The 19086-nt window shown below is 70.5% G+C and carries 15 protein-coding genes and 1 pseudogene; 11 read left to right on the forward strand and 5 right to left on the reverse strand.

Going from position 1 to position 19086, the window contains the following annotated elements; all coding sequences use genetic code 11:
* Window positions 1-51: 51 nt before the first annotated feature.
* Entirely contained in the window at window positions 52-3330 is a 3279-nt protein-coding gene (gene lysX, locus OG975_RS42800) for a bifunctional lysylphosphatidylglycerol synthetase/lysine--tRNA ligase LysX (RefSeq protein WP_406335042.1), read from the forward strand.
* A gap of 81 nt (window positions 3331-3411) precedes the next feature.
* A complete protein-coding gene (locus OG975_RS42805; RefSeq protein WP_406335044.1) occupies window positions 3412-4257 on the forward strand; it encodes a polysaccharide deacetylase family protein in 846 nt (281 codons plus the stop codon).
* Between the two features lie 96 nt (window positions 4258-4353).
* Here the strand turns inward: OG975_RS42805 and OG975_RS42810 are convergent, their stop codons facing one another.
* Window positions 4354-5016 carry a class F sortase gene (locus OG975_RS42810; RefSeq protein ID WP_406335046.1) on the reverse strand — a complete coding sequence of 221 codons (663 nt, stop codon included), beginning with the start codon at window positions 5014-5016 and terminating at the stop codon, window positions 4354-4356.
* 746 nt (window positions 5017-5762) lie between these two features.
* On the opposite strand from OG975_RS42810, the pseudogene OG975_RS42815 reads away from it, so the two are divergent.
* A pseudogene (locus OG975_RS42815) lies at window positions 5763-6158 on the forward strand (hypothetical protein); the annotation flags it as partial.
* 127 nt (window positions 6159-6285) lie between these two features.
* Here OG975_RS42815 and OG975_RS42820 read toward each other — a convergent pair.
* From OG975_RS42820 to OG975_RS42830, 3 genes are all read right to left on the reverse strand, one after another.
* Entirely contained in the window at window positions 6286-6846 is a 561-nt protein-coding gene (locus OG975_RS42820; protein ID WP_406335048.1) for a hypothetical protein, read from the reverse strand.
* Window positions 6847-7071: 225 nt separating this feature from the next.
* Window positions 7072-7836 carry a hypothetical protein gene (locus OG975_RS42825; protein ID WP_406335049.1) on the reverse strand — a complete coding sequence of 255 codons (765 nt, stop codon included), beginning with the start codon at window positions 7834-7836 and terminating at the stop codon, window positions 7072-7074.
* 14 nt (window positions 7837-7850) lie between these two features.
* Window positions 7851-8060: a hypothetical protein gene (locus OG975_RS42830; protein ID WP_406335050.1), complete on the reverse strand. Its 210-nt coding sequence runs from the start codon at window positions 8058-8060 to the stop codon at window positions 7851-7853.
* Between the two features lie 682 nt (window positions 8061-8742).
* Between OG975_RS42830 and OG975_RS42835 the strand changes: the two genes are divergently transcribed.
* The 5 genes from OG975_RS42835 (at window position 8743) to OG975_RS42855 (ending at window position 14523) form a co-directional block, all read left to right on the forward strand.
* Window positions 8743-9687: an SCO0930 family lipoprotein gene (locus tag OG975_RS42835; protein WP_406335052.1), complete on the forward strand. Its 945-nt coding sequence runs from the start codon at window positions 8743-8745 to the stop codon at window positions 9685-9687.
* Window positions 9688-10077: 390 nt separating this feature from the next.
* A complete protein-coding gene (locus OG975_RS42840; RefSeq protein ID WP_406335054.1) occupies window positions 10078-10890 on the forward strand; it encodes an SAM-dependent methyltransferase in 813 nt (270 codons plus the stop codon).
* Window positions 10887-13022: a putative bifunctional diguanylate cyclase/phosphodiesterase gene (locus tag OG975_RS42845; RefSeq protein WP_406335055.1), complete on the forward strand. Its 2136-nt coding sequence runs from the start codon at window positions 10887-10889 to the stop codon at window positions 13020-13022. Before OG975_RS42840 ends, OG975_RS42845 begins: the two co-directional genes overlap by 4 nt.
* A 372-nt stretch (window positions 13023-13394) precedes the next feature.
* Window positions 13395-13553: a hypothetical protein gene (locus tag OG975_RS42850; protein WP_406335057.1), complete on the forward strand. Its 159-nt coding sequence runs from the start codon at window positions 13395-13397 to the stop codon at window positions 13551-13553.
* A gap of 190 nt (window positions 13554-13743) precedes the next feature.
* Window positions 13744-14523 carry an SDR family NAD(P)-dependent oxidoreductase gene (locus OG975_RS42855; RefSeq protein ID WP_406335058.1) on the forward strand — a complete coding sequence of 260 codons (780 nt, stop codon included), beginning with the start codon at window positions 13744-13746 and terminating at the stop codon, window positions 14521-14523.
* 42 nt (window positions 14524-14565) lie between these two features.
* Here the strand turns inward: OG975_RS42855 and OG975_RS42860 are convergent, their stop codons facing one another.
* Window positions 14566-15450 carry a LysR substrate-binding domain-containing protein gene (locus OG975_RS42860; protein ID WP_327433859.1) on the reverse strand — a complete coding sequence of 295 codons (885 nt, stop codon included), beginning with the start codon at window positions 15448-15450 and terminating at the stop codon, window positions 14566-14568.
* 120 nt (window positions 15451-15570) lie between these two features.
* On the opposite strand from OG975_RS42860, the gene OG975_RS42865 reads away from it, so the two are divergent.
* Genes OG975_RS42865 through OG975_RS42875 form a run of 3 tightly spaced genes read left to right on the forward strand, consistent with a single transcriptional unit; the run spans window position 15571 to window position 18939 of the window.
* On the forward strand, window positions 15571-16242 hold the full coding sequence (locus OG975_RS42865; protein ID WP_406336711.1) for a succinate dehydrogenase: 672 nt from the start codon (window positions 15571-15573) through the stop codon (window positions 16240-16242).
* Window position 16243: 1 nt separating this feature from the next.
* Complete coding sequence (locus tag OG975_RS42870; protein WP_406335060.1) at window positions 16244-18193, forward strand: fumarate reductase/succinate dehydrogenase flavoprotein subunit; 1950 nt, start codon at window positions 16244-16246, stop codon at window positions 18191-18193.
* Complete coding sequence (locus tag OG975_RS42875; RefSeq protein WP_406335062.1) at window positions 18190-18939, forward strand: succinate dehydrogenase/fumarate reductase iron-sulfur subunit; 750 nt, start codon at window positions 18190-18192, stop codon at window positions 18937-18939. Before OG975_RS42870 ends, OG975_RS42875 begins: the two co-directional genes overlap by 4 nt.
* Window positions 18940-19086: the final 147 nt, after the last annotated feature.

Raw genomic sequence — 19086 nt, forward strand, 5'->3', positions numbered from 1 at the left:
GGCGCGCCGCTCGACGGGCGGCCACGCGCCGCTCTTCCTACAGTCGACACCATGAGTGCCACCGTGGAGGCCCGCGCACCGAAGGACGCCACAGGTCCGATACGGCCGTCCCGGGGCGGGTTCCTCAGCAAGGTGCCCGAGGGCTTCGCGGCCTTCTTCGGCGCCCTCGGACTGCTCTGCGCCCTGCTGGCCTTCATCGAGCCGCTGCGGCGGCCGCTGCGCCCCGTCGTGCGCTTCCTCGACCTGCTGACCGTCCCGGTCAGTGCCAACCTCGCGTACGCCGTCTTCCTCTTCCTGCTCGCCGGCGCGACCGCCGCCCGCAAGAAGGTCGCCTGGTGGCTGGTCGTCGTCTACCTGGGTCTCCTCGTCCTCGGCGACATCCTCGGCGTCGCGCTCGGCCTGTACGCCGAGTCGATCCCGTCCCTCGTCGTCTGCCTGCTCGCGCTGGTGCTGCTGATCGTGGCCCGCGAGGAGTTCTACGCGGCCCACCGGCGCGGCGCCGTCTGGCAGGCCCTCACCGTGCTCCTCCTCGGGCTCGCCGTGGCCATCCTGGTCGGCTGGGGCCTGGTCGAGCTGTTCCCGGGCACACTGCCGCGCGGCCAGCGGCTGTTGTGGGCGGCCAACCGGGTCTGCGGCGGCATCGTCTCCGGACGCTCCTTCGACGGGCGCCCGCCGAAGGCCCTGTCCTTCGTCCTCGGCCTGTTCGGCGCCCTCGCCCTGCTCAACGCCGCCTCCACGCTCTTCCGCTCGCAGCGCATGGAAGCGGCCCTGCACGGCGACGAGGAGTCCCGCATCCGGGCGCTGCTCCAGGCGTACGGCGCCGACGACTCCCTCGGCTACTTCGCGACCCGCCGCGACAAGGCCGTCGTCTTCTCGCCCAGCGGCAAGGCCGCCGTCACCTACCGCGTCGAGGCGGGTGTCTGCCTCGCCAGCGGCGACCCCGTCGGCGACCGCGAGGCCTGGCCGCACGCCATCGGCGCCTGGCTCGACGCGGCCCGCCACTATGCCTGGGCGCCCGCCGTGATGGGTGCCTCGGAGGACGGCGCGAAGGCGTTCGTGCGCTCCGGCCTCGGCGCGCTCCAACTCGGCGACGAGGCGATCCTGTACGTCGCCGGCTTCGACCTGGACGGCCGCGACATGCGTGTCACCCGCCAGGCCGTCAACCGTGTGAAGCGCACCGGTGCCACCTGCCGGGTACGCCGCCACTCCACCCTCACCGACGAGGAGATGGAGGAGATCGTGGGCCGGGCCGACGCCTGGCGCGACACCGAGACCGAACGCGGCTTCTCGATGGCGCTCGACCGGCTCGGCGACCCCGAGGACGGGGACTGCCTCCTCGTCGAGGCGATGACCGCCGACGGCAAGCTCCTCGCGCTGCTCTCCTTCGTGCCCTGGGGCCGGGACGGCATCTCGCTCGACCTGATGCGCCGCGACCGCAGCGCCCCCAACGGGGTCATGGAGTTCATGGTCGCGGAGCTGTGCGCGGCCGCCGGGAAGTTCGGCGTACGGCGTATCTCCCTCAATTTCGCGGCCTTCCGCTCGGTCTTCGAGGAGGGCGCCCGCATCGGCGCGGGGCCGGTGCTCAGGCTCTGGCGCAGGCTGCTGCTGTTCTTCTCCCGGTGGTGGCAGCTGGAGGCCCTGTACCGGTCCAACGCCAAGTACCACCCCGAGTGGTACCCGCGCTTCATCTGTTACGGCGACACCGGCGCCCTCGCTCGCATCGGCCTGGCGTCCGGCATCGCCGAGGGCTTCGTCTCCGTGCCCTCGCTGCGCAAGCTCTGGGGCAAGGGGCACGCCAGGAGCGGACCCAGGCCCGCCGGCACCGAAGGCCTGCCGTCGCTGTCGGCCCTCGGGCTCGGCGGAGGGGACGAGGCCGGGGCCGGCGATACCACCACGGGCCTGCCCGAACAGGTCCGCATCCGGCACCGAAAACTCCACCGGCTGCGCGCCGACGGCACCGACCCCTACCCGGTGGGCATACCCCCGCGCACCCACGCCCTCGCCGAGGTCAGCGAGGGCGCCCAGGTGACCGTCGCCGGGCGCGTCATCCTCGTACGCGACTTCGGCGGCATCGTCTTCGTCGTGCTGCGCGACTGGTCCGGGGACCGCCAGCTCGCCCTCACCCGCCAGGACTCCGGACCCGCCCTCGACCGGTTCCGCAAGGACATCGACATCGGCGACCACATCACCGCCGACGGCCTCGCGGGCGTCAGCGACAAGGGCGAACTGACCGTCTTCGTCACGTCCTGGCAGCTCACCGGCAAATGCCTGCGCCCGCTGCCCGACAAGCGCCGGGGCCTCGCCGACCCCGAGGCGAAGGTGCGCCGCCGCTATCTCGACCTGGTCTCCAGCCCCGACGCCCGCCAGGTCGTCCGGGCCCGCTCCACGGCCGTACAGGCGCTGCGCCAGGGCCTGCTGGACCGCGGCTATCTGGAGGTCGAGACCCCGATGCTCCAGCAGATCCACGGCGGCGCCAACGCCCGGCCCTTCACCACCCACATCAACGCCTACGACCTGAACCTCTATCTGCGCATCGCACCCGAGCTCTACCTCAAGCGGCTGTGCGTCGGCGGCCTGGAGAAGGTCTTCGAGATGGGCCGCACCTTCCGCAACGAGGGCGTCTCCTACAAGCACAACCCCGAGTTCACGATGCTGGAGGCCTACCAGGCCTTCGCCGACTACGACGTGATGCTCGACCTCACCCGCGAACTCATCCAGGGCGCCGCGACCGCCGCCTTCGGCGCGCCCGTCGCACGCAAGGACGGCACCGAGTACGACATCTCCGGGCTCTGGCCCGTCAAGACGGTGTACGGCGCGATCTCCGAGGCCCTGGGGGAGGAGGCCGACGCCGATACGCCGCTGGAGACGCTGCTGCGGCTGTGCGACCGCGCGGGCGTGCCGTACACCGCCGACGACGGACGCGGCGATGTCGTACTGGAGATGTACGAACGACTGGTCGAGGAGAAGACCCAGCTGCCCACGTTCTACAAGGACTTCCCGACCGACGTCTCCCCGCTCACCCGGCAGCACCGCGTCGACCCGCGCCTCGCCGAGCGCTGGGACCTCGTCGCCTTCGGCACCGAACTGGGCACCGCCTACTCGGAGTTGACCGACCCCGTCGAGCAGCGCCGGCGGCTGACCGCGCAGTCGCTGCTGGCCGCCGGGGGAGACCCCGAGGCGATGGAGCTGGACGAGGACTTCCTCGACGCGCTGGAGTACGCGATGCCGCCCACCGGAGGGCTCGGTATCGGTGTCGACCGGCTGGTCATGTTCCTCACCGGGCTGACGATCCGTGAGACGTTGCCGTTCCCGCTGGTGCGCCGTCGCTGAAATGGGCCGGGCGGGTGTTTTCGTAGGTCCGCGCCGGTGTTGCTGAGCTGCGCCGCCCCTCTTCGGGGTGACTGATGAGTCATGAAAAAGGATCAGCTGCTCACCCGGCGCCGGGCGTTGATCGCCGGCGCCGCCGTCCTGGGAGCGGCCGGGGCGGCGGGCACGGCCCGCGTCCTGACCGCCGAACCGGCCGCGAAGCCGGTACGCAGTGCCCGTGCGGTATCGGGCCCACCGGCGCGCCGCGCCCTGAAGCCGTCCGCCTACCGTCTCCAGCCGATGGCCGGATACGGCCCGCCGCACAGCGCGCACCCGCGCACCGCCGTCCGGCACGAGCCGATCCTGAGCGTGTCCGGCCGAGGCCGCCGCATGGTGCTGACCTTCGACGACGGCCCCGACCCGCGCTACACCCCGGACATCCTGCGCACCCTGCGCGAGTACGACGTGCGCGCGATGTTCTTCGTGTGCGGGGAGATGGCCGTCGACAACAAGGACCTGCTGAGCGAGATGGCCGACGACGGCCACATCGTCGGCAACCACACCTGGACCCACCCGCTGCTGACCAGGCTCTCCCGCTCGGCGATCCACTCCGAGATCGAGCGCACCTGCGAGGTCATCGACGACGCCTACGGCGAGCCGCCCGTCTGGTTCCGCGCGCCGTACGGGGCCTGGAACCGGGCGACCTTCCAGATCGGCGCCGAACTGGGCATGGAGCCGATGGCCTGGACTGTCGACAGCCTCGACTGGGAGACCCCGGGCACCGGCACCATCATCAACCGGGTCGAGGGCGGCGCCGCCCCGGGCGTCGTCGTCCTCTCGCACGACGCGGGCGGCGACCGCTCGCAGACCGTACGGGCCCTGCGCCACTATCTGCCGCGGCTGCTGGATTCCGGCTATCACCTCACCGTGCCGCGACGGCAATTCGTATAGCGACGGCCGACGGGCCGACGGTCCCACACGTCGGCCGGTCGGCAGGACAGGGAAAAGGCCCGCCGACGGGCTTTCGCCCGCCCGGTCGGGGAACGCTCAGCGAACCTCGACCAGGCGGGCGAACACGACGACGTTTCCGTCGTAGCCGTGCTGCTTGGAGAAACCGCCCCCGCAGGTGATGACCCGCAATTCGGGAGCTCCCTTGCTGCTGTACACGCGGTCTCCGGGGAAACCGCTCTTCGCGAAGACCTCGATGCCGTAGATCTCGAACACCGCGGTCTTCCCGTCCTTGCGCGGGACCTCGATCCGGTTCCCCTTCTTGAGCGCCCCGAGCCCGTAGAAGACGGCGGGGCCCTGCATGTTGTCGACATGGCCCACGATCACGGCCGTGCCCTTTTCGCCCGGCGAGACCGCGCCGGTGAACCAGCCCGCGAGATTCGGGTTGTCCGGCGGCGGCGCCCCGACCCATCCGTCGACGTCCAGGCCCACCGGCATGACCGGGGCGTCGACCCGGATCGCCGGGATCCTGATCCGGTCCGCCACGGAGTACGGCAGCGGGGCCGGCACGCTCGAGAAGGTGCCACCGGGGGTGAGGCTGTCCGCTGCCGCAGCCGAAGCGGGCTGCGGAGGGCCCACGTCGAACTCACCGGAACCATTCCGGATGAGTGCGAGGCCGGTCAGCAGGACAAGCGCTATCACGCCCCACGGGGCGCGCTTCCGCTGCCGCTCCTCCTCTTCGGCCAGCTCGGACGCAGACATTCGCAATCCCCTCTCGACGCGGCCGTCGCCGCGTCCGTCGCGCATATGAGAACGCTAAGTGCAGCACGTCCGGCGGGCGACGGGGCGCGGGCGAACGGGTGGCGGAGTACATCCGTCGTGAGCCATCCGAGTTGCCACGGGCAGGAATTTTCTGACGGTCCGTGACCTGCGGCAATATCCGATTGTGTGGAATTCTCTCGGCGTGTCCTCTCACCAGGACGGACCATTCTCGAAATGCGGCCCTGTGCACGGCATCTGAGGGTCTGTCTGGGAGGCGTTTTCTCGCCGATCGACCGGGGACGGTTCCCGGGGCGTCTTCCGCGGAGGATCACATGCGAAACTCACGTGCCCTGGCGGCCGCGGCCACAGCGGTCGCCGTCCTCGGGCTCGCCGCCCCCGCGGCCGTCGCGGACGGTATGGGCGGGGCGGGCAGTCAGAGCGACAACAATGCGGGTGACTTCGGGAACGAGGGCGTGTTCGGCAACAACAACGGGGGCCGGCCGGGCAACAACAACGGGGGTGGGTTCGGCAACAACGACGGGGGGCGGCCGGGCAACAACAACGGGGGGTTCGGCAACGACAACGGATTTGGCAACAACAACGGATTTGGCAACAACAACGGATTTGGCAATAACAACGGTGGGTTCGGCAACAACGACGGGGGCCGACCGGGCAACAACAACGGGAACGGGCTCGGCGGCAACTTCGGGAACGGGCTCGGCGGCAACTTCGGGGGCATTTCGAGGAACATCGTCGCCACGCCCAGCGTCATCGCCGCCGGCGGCCAGCTGACGGTGACGGTCGACGGGTGCCGGAACGGCGGCACCATGACCTCGCCCGCGTTCCGGCGCGCGACCCTCTCGCGGATCCCGGCCAACGGCGACAGGGCGAGCGGAACGGCGACCGTGAACCGTGACGCGCGCCCCGGCTCGTACGACATCACGGTCAACTGTGTGGGTGCGGGCGCGCTGACCCGTCCGTCCGCCTTCACGGTGATCGGCGGTGTCCGCGGTGGTCTCGGCGGCAGCAGCTCGACCGGCGCCACGCCCACCGACATGGCCATCGGTGGCGGTCTGCTGGCCGCGGCCGTCGTCGGCGGCGGAGTGTTCTGGTTGCGCCGCAGGTCCGAGAAGAGGATCTGACCGGCATCGCCCCGAAAGGCCGGTCCTCCCCCTTCGGGACCGGAACCCCCCTTCGGCAGCCGCACGAGACAGCCCTTCGCCCCGGACCCCCTCGGAAGGGTCCGGGGCGAAGGGCTGTCTCGCCGCGTCAGGAGTCGTCGGACGCGCCGCGGCGGCGCGACATGTACCACGCCACACCGACGGAGCCGCCGACGAGCGCGGCTCCCAGGCCGATCTCCTTCACGTCGAAGCCGCCGACACTGCCGCCGACCCCGGCCCTGACACCCTGTTGCGCGGGGACCTGGACGGGCGTCAGGTCGTCGGAACGGCCGGTGCCGATGCCGTCGGAACGGCCGGTGCCGATGGTGATGTCCGTGTGGCCGCTCACGCCGTCGCACACGAACGTCACTTCGTACACAGCCCCCTGTCTGGCGTCCCGGTCGATTGTGGCCGTGGCCGAGGACCGGCCCGAGGGGATGGAGACGGTGTCGAAGACACCCGAGGAGATCCTGACGGTCCCGTTGCAGCCCCCGTCCCTCTTCAGCAGCAGCGAGAGCAGGCCGCCCGCGGCGATGGTCGACGGCTGGACGCTGTAGCCGAACGGGGTGATGTTGTGGTCGTCCCCGTCACCTGCGAAGGCGCTGGGTGCGGTGAAGGTCAGGGCGGTCAGGCCCAGCAGTGCGGCCGAAGCGACGCGTATCGCGCGCATGGTGAGCCTCCAGGTCCCCGAGGAGCCGTGCCGCGGACCTATTCCGCTTGCGCCAGAAATGCACCTCGATGATCGGAACGCTAGGAAAGGGTGCGCGGGCGCGCGATCGCAGTCGCGCGAATGGGGCAACCGTGTGGGCCGCACAGGGGACGGTGTGCGTGCAGTCGGGGGACGGACGCGGCGTGGCGCCCGCCCCCTCGACGCCGAGCGCCTACTGAAGGTCCGTCACCCGGGAAGGTGCGGGAACAGCGCGGTGAACGGTTCCGCCGAAGCGGTGATCCCCCGGCTGTACGGCGCGTCGAAGTCCCAGATCAGGAAGAGCAGGAAGGCGATCAGGGCGGAGAACAGCCCGGCGAGGATCAGCTCGCGGGTGGTCCGCCGGATCTGCAGGGCGAAGATCATGCCGACGGTGACCACGGCGCCGGAGATCAGGCCGAACCACACCACGCCCGGCATGGTCGCCCCCGTCGAGTCGGCACGGGAGTTGCGCGCGGCGTCCGCCGCCGTGACCTGGTCGACGAGCGGCTGGTACGCCTGGGCCTCGAAGTCCGTCTTCGGCTCGTAGTCGGTGACGTCCTGACGGATACGGTCGAAGAGCCGGCCGCCCTGGGCCGTCACATGACCCTCGTCCGCCATGGTCTTCCACTCGGTGTGGACCACGTGGCTGACATACGTGTTGACGTCGGCGCGGATGCGGTCGCGCACGTCGGGCGGGTAGACGCGGACCCGCTCCGAGATCTCGTGCAGGGCCTGGGCCTCCGTCTGCACATGGTCCTGGGCGACGCCGCGTCCCTCCCAGACACCGGCGATGGCCAGGCCGAGGACGATGGCGTACACCACGCCGATCATCATGCTCATGTACTCGATCACGTCCGGGGTCTCGGACGGATCCTCGTCCACCGGGGCCGCCCGATGGCGTACGAGGGTCACGATGAGGACGACGACGCACGCGGCCGCCATCGCGAGGACGAGAACAAGCCATTCCGACAAGGATGCCTCCAGGGTCAGCGCGGGCGCAGCGCCGCTACGGCGAGCACCGCGGGCGCGGTGATGAGCAGGGTGAGCGAGACCAGCGACGGGCCGCTGCGGGGCGGGTGCTTGCGCGGCGGGATGCGGTACGCCGGATAACTCACCGGGGACGGCGACGGCTTGGGGCGCGCGCTCGGTGTGGGCGTGGGCGTGGGCTTCGGCGGCGGGGTGGGCCGCTGTGCCACGGGCCGTGGTGTCGGCGTCGGGGGAGGCGGCGGTGGGGGTGGGGGAGGCGGTGGCTGGGGTCTCGGCGAATGGGTGGGCGTGGGTGTGGGCGTGGGTTTCGGTTTGGGCGTCGGGGTGGGTGTGGGCGTCGGTGTAGGGGTCGGAGTGGGCGTCGGTGTCGGGCAGGGTGGTGTCGGGGTGGGGGCGGGGGTGGGGGTCGGGCACCAGGTGGTGTTCCCGGCGACCGCCACCGCGCCGCTCCCCGCGACGGCCACCGCCGTCGTCCCTTCGCCGTCCGGGCCCGTGGAGGCGTACGCGCAGGAGTCGGCCGCGGCCGTTCCGCTCGGCGCGCCGCTGAGAAACCAGGTGAGCGTCAGCAGCGCCAACACCCGTATGACGAGGGCGGATCGATTCCGCGTGGGTCCATGCACGACGGAGATCATGGGGCGCGCAGCGCCCGCGCACGCCGGAGTGCCGGGGGATTGCCCCCGAAGGGAGGACGTGCACCCCCCGGTGGTTTGACGAACCGGGCGGGAAACGCCGATGCGTGCGCACATGCGTGCGAACCTCGCGGTTCGCGTCACAGGTTCCGGAAAGAAATTTGTGAGCCGGTTGAACACTCCCGCCACTCCCGCCCGTACCTAGGACCATGCGCGGCGCAGCAGGGCGCTGCAACACTTATGCGAACAGCGGGAGTTACCAATGAAGACCTCCTGGCGGAGCGCCTCACTCGTAGCGACAGCTGCGGCCGTGCTGGCGCTCACGACGGCGTGCGGTCAGGAACAGGGCACCCAGTCGACGGGGAGCCAGAACGTGGGTGCGACCGCCGCCGCCGGTGATTACGGGACGAGTACGACCGCAGGCAATGGCTACGGCGCCGATTCCAAGGACCAGCAGAGCGCCGCGGCCCAGGCGGAAGCCGCGGGTCAGCTCACCGTTGCGGAAAGCGCGCAGCTCGGCAAGGTGCTGACCGACAGTGCCGGCTTCACCCTCTACCGCTTCGACAAGGACACGGCCGAACCGCCCAAGTCGAGCTGTGACGGCGACTGCGCGAAGGCCTGGCCGCCCGTGCCCGCCGAGGGTGCCGAGGCTGCCACCGGCGTGGACAAGACGCTTCTTGGCGAGGTCACCCGGTCGGACGGCACGAAGCAGCTGACCATTGCCGGCTGGCCGATGTACCGGTACGCGAAGGACACCAAGGCCGGGGACACCAACGGCCAGGGTGTGGGCGGCACTTGGTTCGCGTCGGCCCCCAACGGCAAGAAGGCGACGCTGGCCGACCTGCCCGGCTTGTCGGTCCGCAACGACCCGAAGCTCGGTGACATCGTCGTCGACAAGAACGGCATGACCGTCTACCGCTTCATGAAGGACCAGGCCTGGCCGGTCTCGAAGTCGGCCTGCACCGGTGCCTGCCTGGAGAAGTGGCCCGCGGTCGCGCCGGTCTCCGCGAACGACACCAAGGGCGTCAAGAAGAAGGGCCTCATGGGCTTCACCCGCCCGGACGGCGTCAAGCAGATGACGGTCAACTGCTGGCCCATTTACACCTTCTCCGGTGACACGGCTCCCGGGGACACCAACGGTCAGGGCGTCGGCGGCACGTGGTACGCCGTCTCGCCCGAAGGAAAGCCGGTCGGCGCGTCGGAGTAGCGGATCACCTCCCCAGGGTAGATCGCCTCACCCGGAAGACAACGGAACGCGGAAGGGAGTGGAACAGACAGGCAAGTGTGCCGGACGAACACAGCAACGCGCGCGACCCAAGGTCCGCCCCCTCCGCACCGCACGGAGGGGGCGGGCCGCTTGGCGTGTCCGGGCGGGAAACTTCCCGCGGCTTTTTGGAATGCTTCGGAGCGATTTCGCAGGGGTGGTGAGAGGCGTGTTCGGGCGGCGCTCGCGGGGCGCCAATTCGGCACTTGCCGGAGGCAGTGACCGGGAACGGACGGTCAATTTCCGTTTTGGCTCGCTCCTTTGGCGGGCGATCAGTAGCCTCAGCTCGAACACCGGATCGCCTACACCGTCGACTACGCCTTGGAGAGATAGATGGAGCGTCCCGCCTGGGCCCCCCGGAGCATTGACATCTCGGTGCCGAGCGTGTCCCGTATCTATGACTACTACCTGGGCGGTTCGCACAACTTCGAGGTCGACCGGGAAGCGGCACGCAAGGCGATGGAGTTCATGCCGGGACTTCCCAAGATCATGCAGGCGAACCGTGCGTTCATGCGCCGCGCCGTGCGCTTCGCGGCCGACGAGGGCATCGACCAGTTCCTGGACATCGGTTCGGGCATTCCGACCTTCGGCAACGTCCACGAGATCGCCCAGGCGGCCAGGCCCGGCGCGCACGTCGTGTACGTCGACCACGACCCGGTGGCCGTCGCGCACAGCCAGTCCGTACTGAAGGGCAACGAGGACGCGGACGTCGTCGCCGCCGATCTGCTCAAGCCCCAGGAGATCCTGGCGAGCCCTCAGTTGCAGCGCCTGATCGACCTGAACCGGCCGGTCGCCCTCCTTCTCGTTGCCATACTTCACTTCGTGGAAGACGCGGACGACCCGTACAGTGCGGTGGCCGAACTGCGCGACGCGCTCGCGCCGGGCAGCCTGCTCATTGTCACGCATGCCTCGTACGAGGGAATTCCGCTCCCCCCGGAGCGGGCCGAGGGCACGGTCGACGTCTACAAGAGCATCCGCAATCCACTGATCATGCGCACGCGCGACGAGATCGCGCGGTTCTTCGAGGGGTACGACATGGTGGAACCCGGACTGGTGCCGATGCCGAACTGGCGGCCCGACACGGCACCCGAGGACGAGGATCCTTATTCCTTCTCCGGGTTCGCCGGCGTGGGGCGCACGGCGTGACCGCCGAGCCGGACGGACCGGAGGGCAGACTGCGCCGGTTCGCGACGATCTGGAGCCGGGCGGTCTTCCCGGTCACCTCGACGTCGCTGACCCGGCCGGAGTTCGAGCAGCAACTGGTGCCGCTCGCCCGGCGGTTGAGCGACGCGCTGCGGGCCAGGGCCTTCGACGCGGTCGAGGGCCAGGCGGTCGGCGCCGCGCTCATCGCCGCGCACTGCACCGACCCGGAGGCGCTCAGCCGCACCCTCGACTGCGTGGACGCCTACCTGGTGCTCTACTGCGGCGAGGACGGACCCCAGGACGCGCTGCGGACCCGGTCGGCGCGGCTGCAGCACGCCATGGCCGCCGGGTTCGCGCAGGCGCTGCGCGAGCGGACGCTGACCGAGCAAGAGGCCATCGCCCAGGCGACGTTGAACGCGCGCAGCGCGGTCGCCGAGGCGCTGCACGCCAGCGAGGCCCGCTTCCGCGCGGTCTTCGAGGGCGCGGCCATAGGAATCGGCATCGCCGACCTCGAAGGCAACATACTGCAGGTCAACGGAGCACTGCTGCGAATGTTCGGCGGCTCCGAGCAGGGGGTGCGCGGACGCAAGGTCCCCGAGTGGACGCACCCCGAGGACGCTCCCCAAGTCTGGCGACTGTACGAGGAGTTGGTACGCGGCGAGCGCGAGCACTACCACGTCGAAAAGGCCTTCTACCGTCCCGACGGCACGGCCCTGTGGACCAACCTGACGGTTTCTCTGCTGCGCGACGCGGACGGCGAACCCCAGTACCAGCTCGCGCTGATGGAGGACACCACCGAGCGGCGGCTGCTCAATCTGCGGCTGCGCTACGAGGCCACGCACGACGCGCTCACCGGACTGCCCAACCGCACCCTGTTCTTCGAGCGCCTGGAGAAGGCGCTGTCCGCGGGCGAGGGCCAGCGCTTCGGGCTGTGCTACCTCGACCTCGACGGCTTCAAGACCATCAACGACAGCCTCGGGCACGCGGCCGGCGACCGGCTGCTCGTCGAGGTCGCCGACCGGCTGCAGTCCTGCGCGACCGCCCCCGGCGAGATGGTCGCCCGGCTCGGCGGCGACGAGTTCGTGGCGCTGACCACCGGTCCCGACACCGAACGTGAGGTCGACGCGCTCGCCGACCGCATCATGAACGCGCTCGTCACCCCCGTCCGTATCGACGGCCGCGAACTGACCGTGCGCGGCAGCATCGGCATCGTCGAGGGACCGGCCGGTGAGCGCGGCCCCGCCGAGGTGCTGCGCAGCGCCGACATCACGATGTACCGGGCGAAGTCCGCGGGCGGCAACCGCTTCGAGCTCGCCGACCCCGAGGCCGACGCCCGCGCCATCACCCGGCACGGGCTCACCACCGCGCTGCCGGCGGCCCTGGACCGGGGCGAGTTCTTCATCGAGTACCAGCCGCTGGTGCACCTCGGCGACGGCAGTGTGCGCGGCGCGGAGGCACTGGTGCGCTGGCTGCACCCGCAGCACGGCGTCCTCGGCCCCGACCAGTTCATCCCGCTCGCCGAGCACACCGGCCTGATCGTGCCGCTCGGCCGCTGGGTCCTGGAGCAGTCGGTGCGCCAGGCCCGGGCGTGGCAGGAACGACACTCCGGCGCGGGCCCGCTGCGGATCAACGTCAATCTGTCGCCGTGCCAGCTGACCCATCCCGGCCTGGTCCAGGACACGGTCGACATCCTGGAGCGCGAAGGGCTCGACGCGGACGCGCTGTGCCTGGAGGTCACCGAGTCCGCGCTGATCGGCGCCGACGACGACCTGCTCAAGCCGCTGCGCCGGCTGGCCGAGATGGGCGTCGACATCGCCCTCGACGACTTCGGCACGGGCTACTCCAACCTCGCCAACCTGCGCCGCCTGCCGGTCAGCATCCTCAAGCTGGACCGGTCCTTCACCCAGAGCATGCAGCAGTTCCCCGCCGACCCGGTCGACCTGAAGATCGTCGAGGGCATCGTCTCCCTCGCCCACAGCCTCGACCTCGCGGTCACCGTCGAGGGCGTGGAAACGGGCGCCCAGGCCGAGCAGCTGCGGATACTGGGCTGCGACACCGCCCAGGGCTGGTACTACGCCCGGCCGGGACCGCCGGAGCGGCTGCACGAGCTGGCGCTGGTGGACGCGACGGGCTGAGACGTCGTACGCGGCGTGGTCTCCTCCAGAGGGAGCCACGCCGCAGCGCTCTCCGGGCACGTGGAAGCCGTCGGTGTCAGCCGGAGCGCAGGGGGGAGCAGAGGGCGGATGGCGGACGAAGGGCTCCGCCGGTACTCATCGGACACTCCTTCGGCGGCCTGATCGCCCAGAGGCTGCTGGGCGCGGGCCTGGACAGGGCCGCCGTGGCCATCGACCCGGCCCAGATCAAGAGCGTCGAAGCGCTGCCCCTGGCACAGCTGCGCGTGGGCTTTCCGGTCCTGGGCAATCCCGCCAACCGGCGGCCGGGCCGTCTCCCCGGCCGCCGCCCAGTTCCGCTACGGCTTCGGCAACGCGGACCGCGGCCCGCTGTTGATGATCTCCGGCCAGGCCGGCCACACCGTGCCGGACGTCCTGACGCGCTCGGCAAACAAGCTCTACGGCGACTCGTCCGCCGTCACCCGCCTCAAGCAGTTCCCTGACCGGGGGCACTCGCCGGTCGTCGACCACGGCCGGCAGACGGCGGCCGAGTAACGCTGCGGTGGCCGGCCCGCCAGGGCATCTGCGGCCGGGACACGTCGCGCGCCTCACGGAAAGGCGGCCGACGGCGTCGGACGATCCAAGGGCCACCCCTACCACCGGCCAACGGCCGGGCCGCCGGACCACCGGAACGCACACCACCAGGTGCCCCGAATCAGGCGCCGTAGCAATGGAGTTGAGGACAATGAGCACGGAACTGCAGGGTCGGACCGCCGTGGTGACCGGAGCCAGCAAGGGCATCGGACTGGCCGTCGTGGAGGCGCTGGCCAGGGCGGGGGCGACGGTCGTCGCAGGGTCCCGCACCATGTCGGCGGGGCTGGACGCACTGGTGGAGGAGGGCTCCGTCACCTGGGTGCCCGTCGATCTCGCCGAACCCGGTGCGGCGGAGCGGCTGGTCGAGGCCGCGGGAGGGCGCGTCGACGTCCTCGTCAACAACGTGGGCTCGGCCCCGGCTCGTACCGGCGGCTTCCTCACCGTGACCGACGAGGACTGGGCGCGCACCGTCGATCTGAACCTGCTCACGGCCGTACGGGTCACCCGGGCCGCCCTGCCGCTGATGCTGGAGGCCGGCCAGGGCTCCGTGGTGACCGTCGGCTCGGTCAACGCGACGCTGCCCGACCCCATGGTGATCGACTACAGCGCGGGCAAGGCCGCCCTGGTCGCCTTCTCCAAGGCGCTGTCGAAGGAGGTCGGGCCCCGGGGCATCCGGGTCAACACCGTGAGCCCCGGCCCGGTGGAGACGGAGCTGTGGCTCGGTGGGGGCGGAGTGGCCGCCACCGTGTCGGCCGCCGCCGGTATCGCTCCCGAAGACGTGGTCGCGCAGGCGGCCGGGTCCACCGTGACCGGCCGCTTCTCCCAGCCCGCCGAGGTCGCCGAACTGGTCCTCTTCCTCGCCGGTGACCGCGCCCGGAACATCACCGGCAGTGACCTGATCATCGACGGCGGCTTCGTTCCGACCTGGTGACCCGCCCCCTGCCCCTGTTCCCCTCCGGGCCGAGCTGACGGTTCAACGCTCCAGCAGCATCCTCTGCAGCTCCCTCGCCGCGCGCGGGGGAGCCACATCGCTGCGGTGGGCCAGCGCGATCGTCCGGTGCAGTCCGGGCCGGGCCAGCGGTGTCACCCGTAGCCCCCGCCCGGACCGCGTCGCCACCATGCGCGGCACGACGGCCACGCCCAGCCCCGACCGGACGAAGCCGAGGACGGCGTCCATCTCGCCGCCCTCCACGGCGAAGTCGGGTTCGAAGCCCTCGGCGCGACAGGCGGCGACCGTCAGTTCGCGCAGGTCGTAGCCGTGCCGGAACATCACCAGACGCTCGCCCTCCAGATCGGCGACACGGACCGTGCGCCGGCCGCGGCCGGGCGCGGGGGCCTCCGGCGACGACACCACCACCAGGTCCTCGCGCAGCAGCTCCACCGTGGTCAGCGCGGGGGACGGCGTCGGGAGGGGGAGGACGACCAGGGCGAGGTCGAGGGCGCCGCGCGCGAGTTCCCGTACGAGATCGTGCGAACCGCCCTCCTCGATCAGCAGCCGGATGCCCGGATAGCGGTCGTGGAAGGCGCGCAGCACGTCCGGGAGCAGACCGGTGCACAGGCTCGGGGTCGCACCGAGGCGGATCCGGCCGCTGCGCAGCTGGGCCAGCTCCTGCACCTCGTGCCGGGCGGTGTCCGCGTCGGCGAGGATGCGCCGGGCCAGTGGCAGCAGCGCCTCGCCCGCGTCCGTGAGCGTGATGTTCCCGCGCGCCCGCAGGAACAGATCCGCCCCCAACTCCCGCTCCAGCGCCTTGATCTGCTGGGACAGGGACGGCTGTGCCACATGGACCAGATCGGCGGCCCGGGTGAAGTGCCGGGTCTCGGCGACGGCCACGAAGTATTGGAGCTGCGTGAACTGCACACAGCCACGATAGGGCATGCCTATGGAATCGAGCCGCACCATGTCTTGGACCGATCGGCCCCTCGGGCCCTAGCGTTCCGTGACATGGCTCTGGCAACGCGGACGGACCGACGGCCGTCCATGGCGCGCACCGTGTGGGACAGCTCCGTCGGCAAGAAGACCGTGATGGCCGTCAGCGGCCTGATCATGGTGCTGTACCTGGTCGCCCACATGATCGGGAACCTGAAGATCTACTTCGGGGCCGGCGAATTCAACCACTACGCGCACTGGCTGCGCACGGTCGGCGAGCCCTTCATGCACTACGAGTGGACGCTCTGGCTCGTCCGCGTGGTGCTGGTCGTCGCCGTCGTCGCGCACGCCGTCTCCGCGTACCAGCTCAGCCGCCGCGACATCAAGGCGCGCCCCAGCAAGTACGTGCACAAGAAGCCGAGGTCCAGCTACGCGACGCGCACCATGCGCTGGGGCGGGACCATCCTCGGCCTGTTCATCGTCTGGCACATCCTCGACCTGACGACCGGCACCGTGCACTCCGGCGGCTTCCAGGAGGGCCACCCGTACCAGAACGTGGTGGACACCTTCTCCACCTGGTACGGCAACGTCATCTACATCGTCGCGATGCTCGCGCTCGGCCTGCACATCCGGCACGGCTTCTGGAGCGCGGCCCAGACCCTCGGCGTCGGCAGCCGCACCCGCGACCGCGCCTTCAAAACCGTCGCCAACGTCCTCGCGCTGGTGCTCACGGCGGGTTTCATCTCCGTACCCGTCGGTGTCATGACCGGAGTGGTGAGCTGACATGACCACATACGCCGATTACCCGACCGGTGAGCCGGTCGTCGACAGCAAGGCCCCGCAGGGCCCGGTCAAGGAGCGCTGGGACACCCGGCGCTTCGAGGCCAAGCTGGTCAACCCGGCCAACCGCCGCAAGCACACGGTGATCGTCGTCGGCACCGGCCTCGCGGGCGGCTCGGCCGGCGCCACACTCGCCGAACAGGGCTACCACGTCGTCCAGTTCTGCTACCAGGACTCGCCGCGCCGCGCCCACTCGATCGCCGCCCAGGGCGGCATCAACGCGGCGAAGAACTACCGGAACGACGGGGACTCCATCCACCGGTTGTTCTACGACACCGTCAAGGGCGGTGACTTCAGGGCGCGCGAGTCCAACGTCCACCGCCTGGCGCAGATCTCGGTGGAGATCATCGACCAGTGCGTCGCACAGGGCGTGCCCTTCGCCCGCGAGTACGGCGGCCTCCTCGACACCCGTTCCTTCGGCGGCGTCCAGGTGTCCCGCACCTTCTACGCCCGGGGGCAGACGGGCCAGCAGCTGCTGCTCGGCGCGTACCAGGCGCTGTCCCGGCAGATCGCCGCCGGCAATATCGAGATGCACCCCCGGACCGAGATGCTCGACCTGATCGTGGTCGACGGACGGGCGCGCGGGATCGTGGCCCGCGACCTGATCACCGGGAAGATCGACACGTACTACGCGGACGCGGTGGTCCTCGCGAGCGGCGGATACGGCAACGTCTTCTACCTCTCGACGAACGCCATGAACTCCAACGCCACCGCCATCTGGCGGGCCCACCGGCGCGGCGCCTACTTCGCCAACCCCTGCTTCACCCAGATCCACCCCACCTGCATCCCGCGCACCGGCGACCACCAGTCCAAGCTCACGCTGATGAGCGAGTCACTGCGCAACGACGGCCGCATCTGGGTGCCGAAGGCCAAGGGCGACACCCGCCCGCCCAACGAGATCCCCGAGGACGAGCGCGACTACTACCTGGAGCGCATCTACCCGTCCTTCGGCAACCTCGTGCCCCGCGACATCGCGTCGAGGGCCGCGAAGAACGTCTGCGACGAGGGTCGCGGCGTCGGCCCCGGCGGCCAGGGCGTCTACCTGGACTTCGCCGACGCCATCCAGCGCATGGGCAGGGCGAAGGTCGAGGAGAAGTACGGCAACCTCTTCGACATGTACGCCCGGATCACCGCCGAGGACCCGTACAGCGTGCCGATGCGGATCTACCCCGCCGTGCACTACACGATGGGCGGACTGTGGGTGGACTACGACCTCCAGACCACCATCCCCGGCCTGTTCGCGATCGGCGAGGCCAACTTCTCGGACCACGGCGCGAACCGGCTCGGCGCATCGGCCCTGATGCAGGGGCTCGCCGACGGCTACTTCGTCCTGCCGTCGACGATCAACGACTACCTCGCCCGCCATCCGCACCACGAACAGGTCACCGACGAACACCCCGCCGTACAGGAGGTGCTGGCCGACACCGAGGACCGGCTGCGGCTGCTCCTCGCCGTCGACGGCGACCGCACACCCGACTCCTTCCACCGCGAAGTCGGCGAACTCATGTGGGAGTTCTGCGGCATGGCCCGTACCGAGACCGGGCTGCGCAAGGCACTTGAGCGCATCCCGCAGATCCGCGAGGAGTTCTGGCGGCGCATCAAGGTGCCCGGCACCGGCGAGGAGTTCAACCAGTCGCTGGAGAAGGCCAACCGCGTCGTCGACTACCTGGAGCTCGCCGAACTCATGTGCCTCGACGCACTGCACCGCTCCGAGTCCTGCGGCGGCCACTTCCGCGAGGAGTCGCAGACCCCGGACGGCGAGGCCGCCCGCAGGGACGAGGAGTTCTCGTACGCGGCCGCCTGGGAGTTCACCGCCACCGGCGACGCGCCCGTCCTGCACAAGGAAGACCTGGTCTTCGAGTACGTCCACCCCACCCAGCGGAGCTACGCATGAAGCTCACCCTGCGCGTCTGGCGGCAGAAGAACGCCGACGCCGACGGAGCGATGTCCACGTACGAGGTCGACGACATCTCGGCCGACATGTCCTTCCTGGAGATGCTCGACACCCTCAACGAGGAGCTCATCCTCAGCGGCGACGACCCCGTCGCCTTCGACCACGACTGCCGCGAGGGCATCTGCGGCGCCTGCTCGCTCGTCATCAACGGTGACGCACACGGACCCGAGCGCACCACCACCTGCCAGCTGCACATGCGGTCCTTCCAGGACGGCGACACGATCGACATCGAGCCGTGGCGCGCCTCGGCCTTCCCGGTCGTCAAGGACCTGGTGGTGGACCGGTCGGCCTTCGACCGGATCATCCAGGCCGGCGGCTACATCACCGCCCCGACCGGCGCCGCGCCCGAGGCACACGCGACGCCCGTACCCAAGCCGGACGCCGACTTCGCCTTCGAGCACGCCGAGTGCATCGGCTGCGGCGCCTGCGTCGCGGCCTGCCCGAACGGCGCGGCGATGCTGTTCACCTCGGCGAAGGTCAACCACCTGAACGTCCTGCCGCAGGGCGCGCCCGAGCGCGAGACCCGCGTGCTCGACATGGTGACGCAGATGGACGACGAGGGCTTCGGCGGCTGCACCCTCACCGGGGAGTGCGCGACCGCCTGCCCGAAGGGCATCCCGCTGGTCTCCATCACCAGCATGAACAAGGAGTGGCTGCGCGCGACCCGCAAGGCGGGCAAGCGTTAGCCGACAAGTCGTTCGCCGTATGGTGCGGACGGGCGGGACCGGGTGTGGTGCTCAAGCCCCGGTCCCGTCTCGCATTCCCGGGCACCCCTGGCATTCAACATCCTCACATCCGCCCTCCTGGCGCAGGTCACGCGCACGCCAACCGGC

Origin of the sequence: Streptomyces sp. NBC_00203, from assembly GCF_045206325.1 — a bacterium.
Classification (GTDB): domain Bacteria; phylum Actinomycetota; class Actinomycetes; order Streptomycetales; family Streptomycetaceae; genus Streptomyces; species Streptomyces lutosisoli.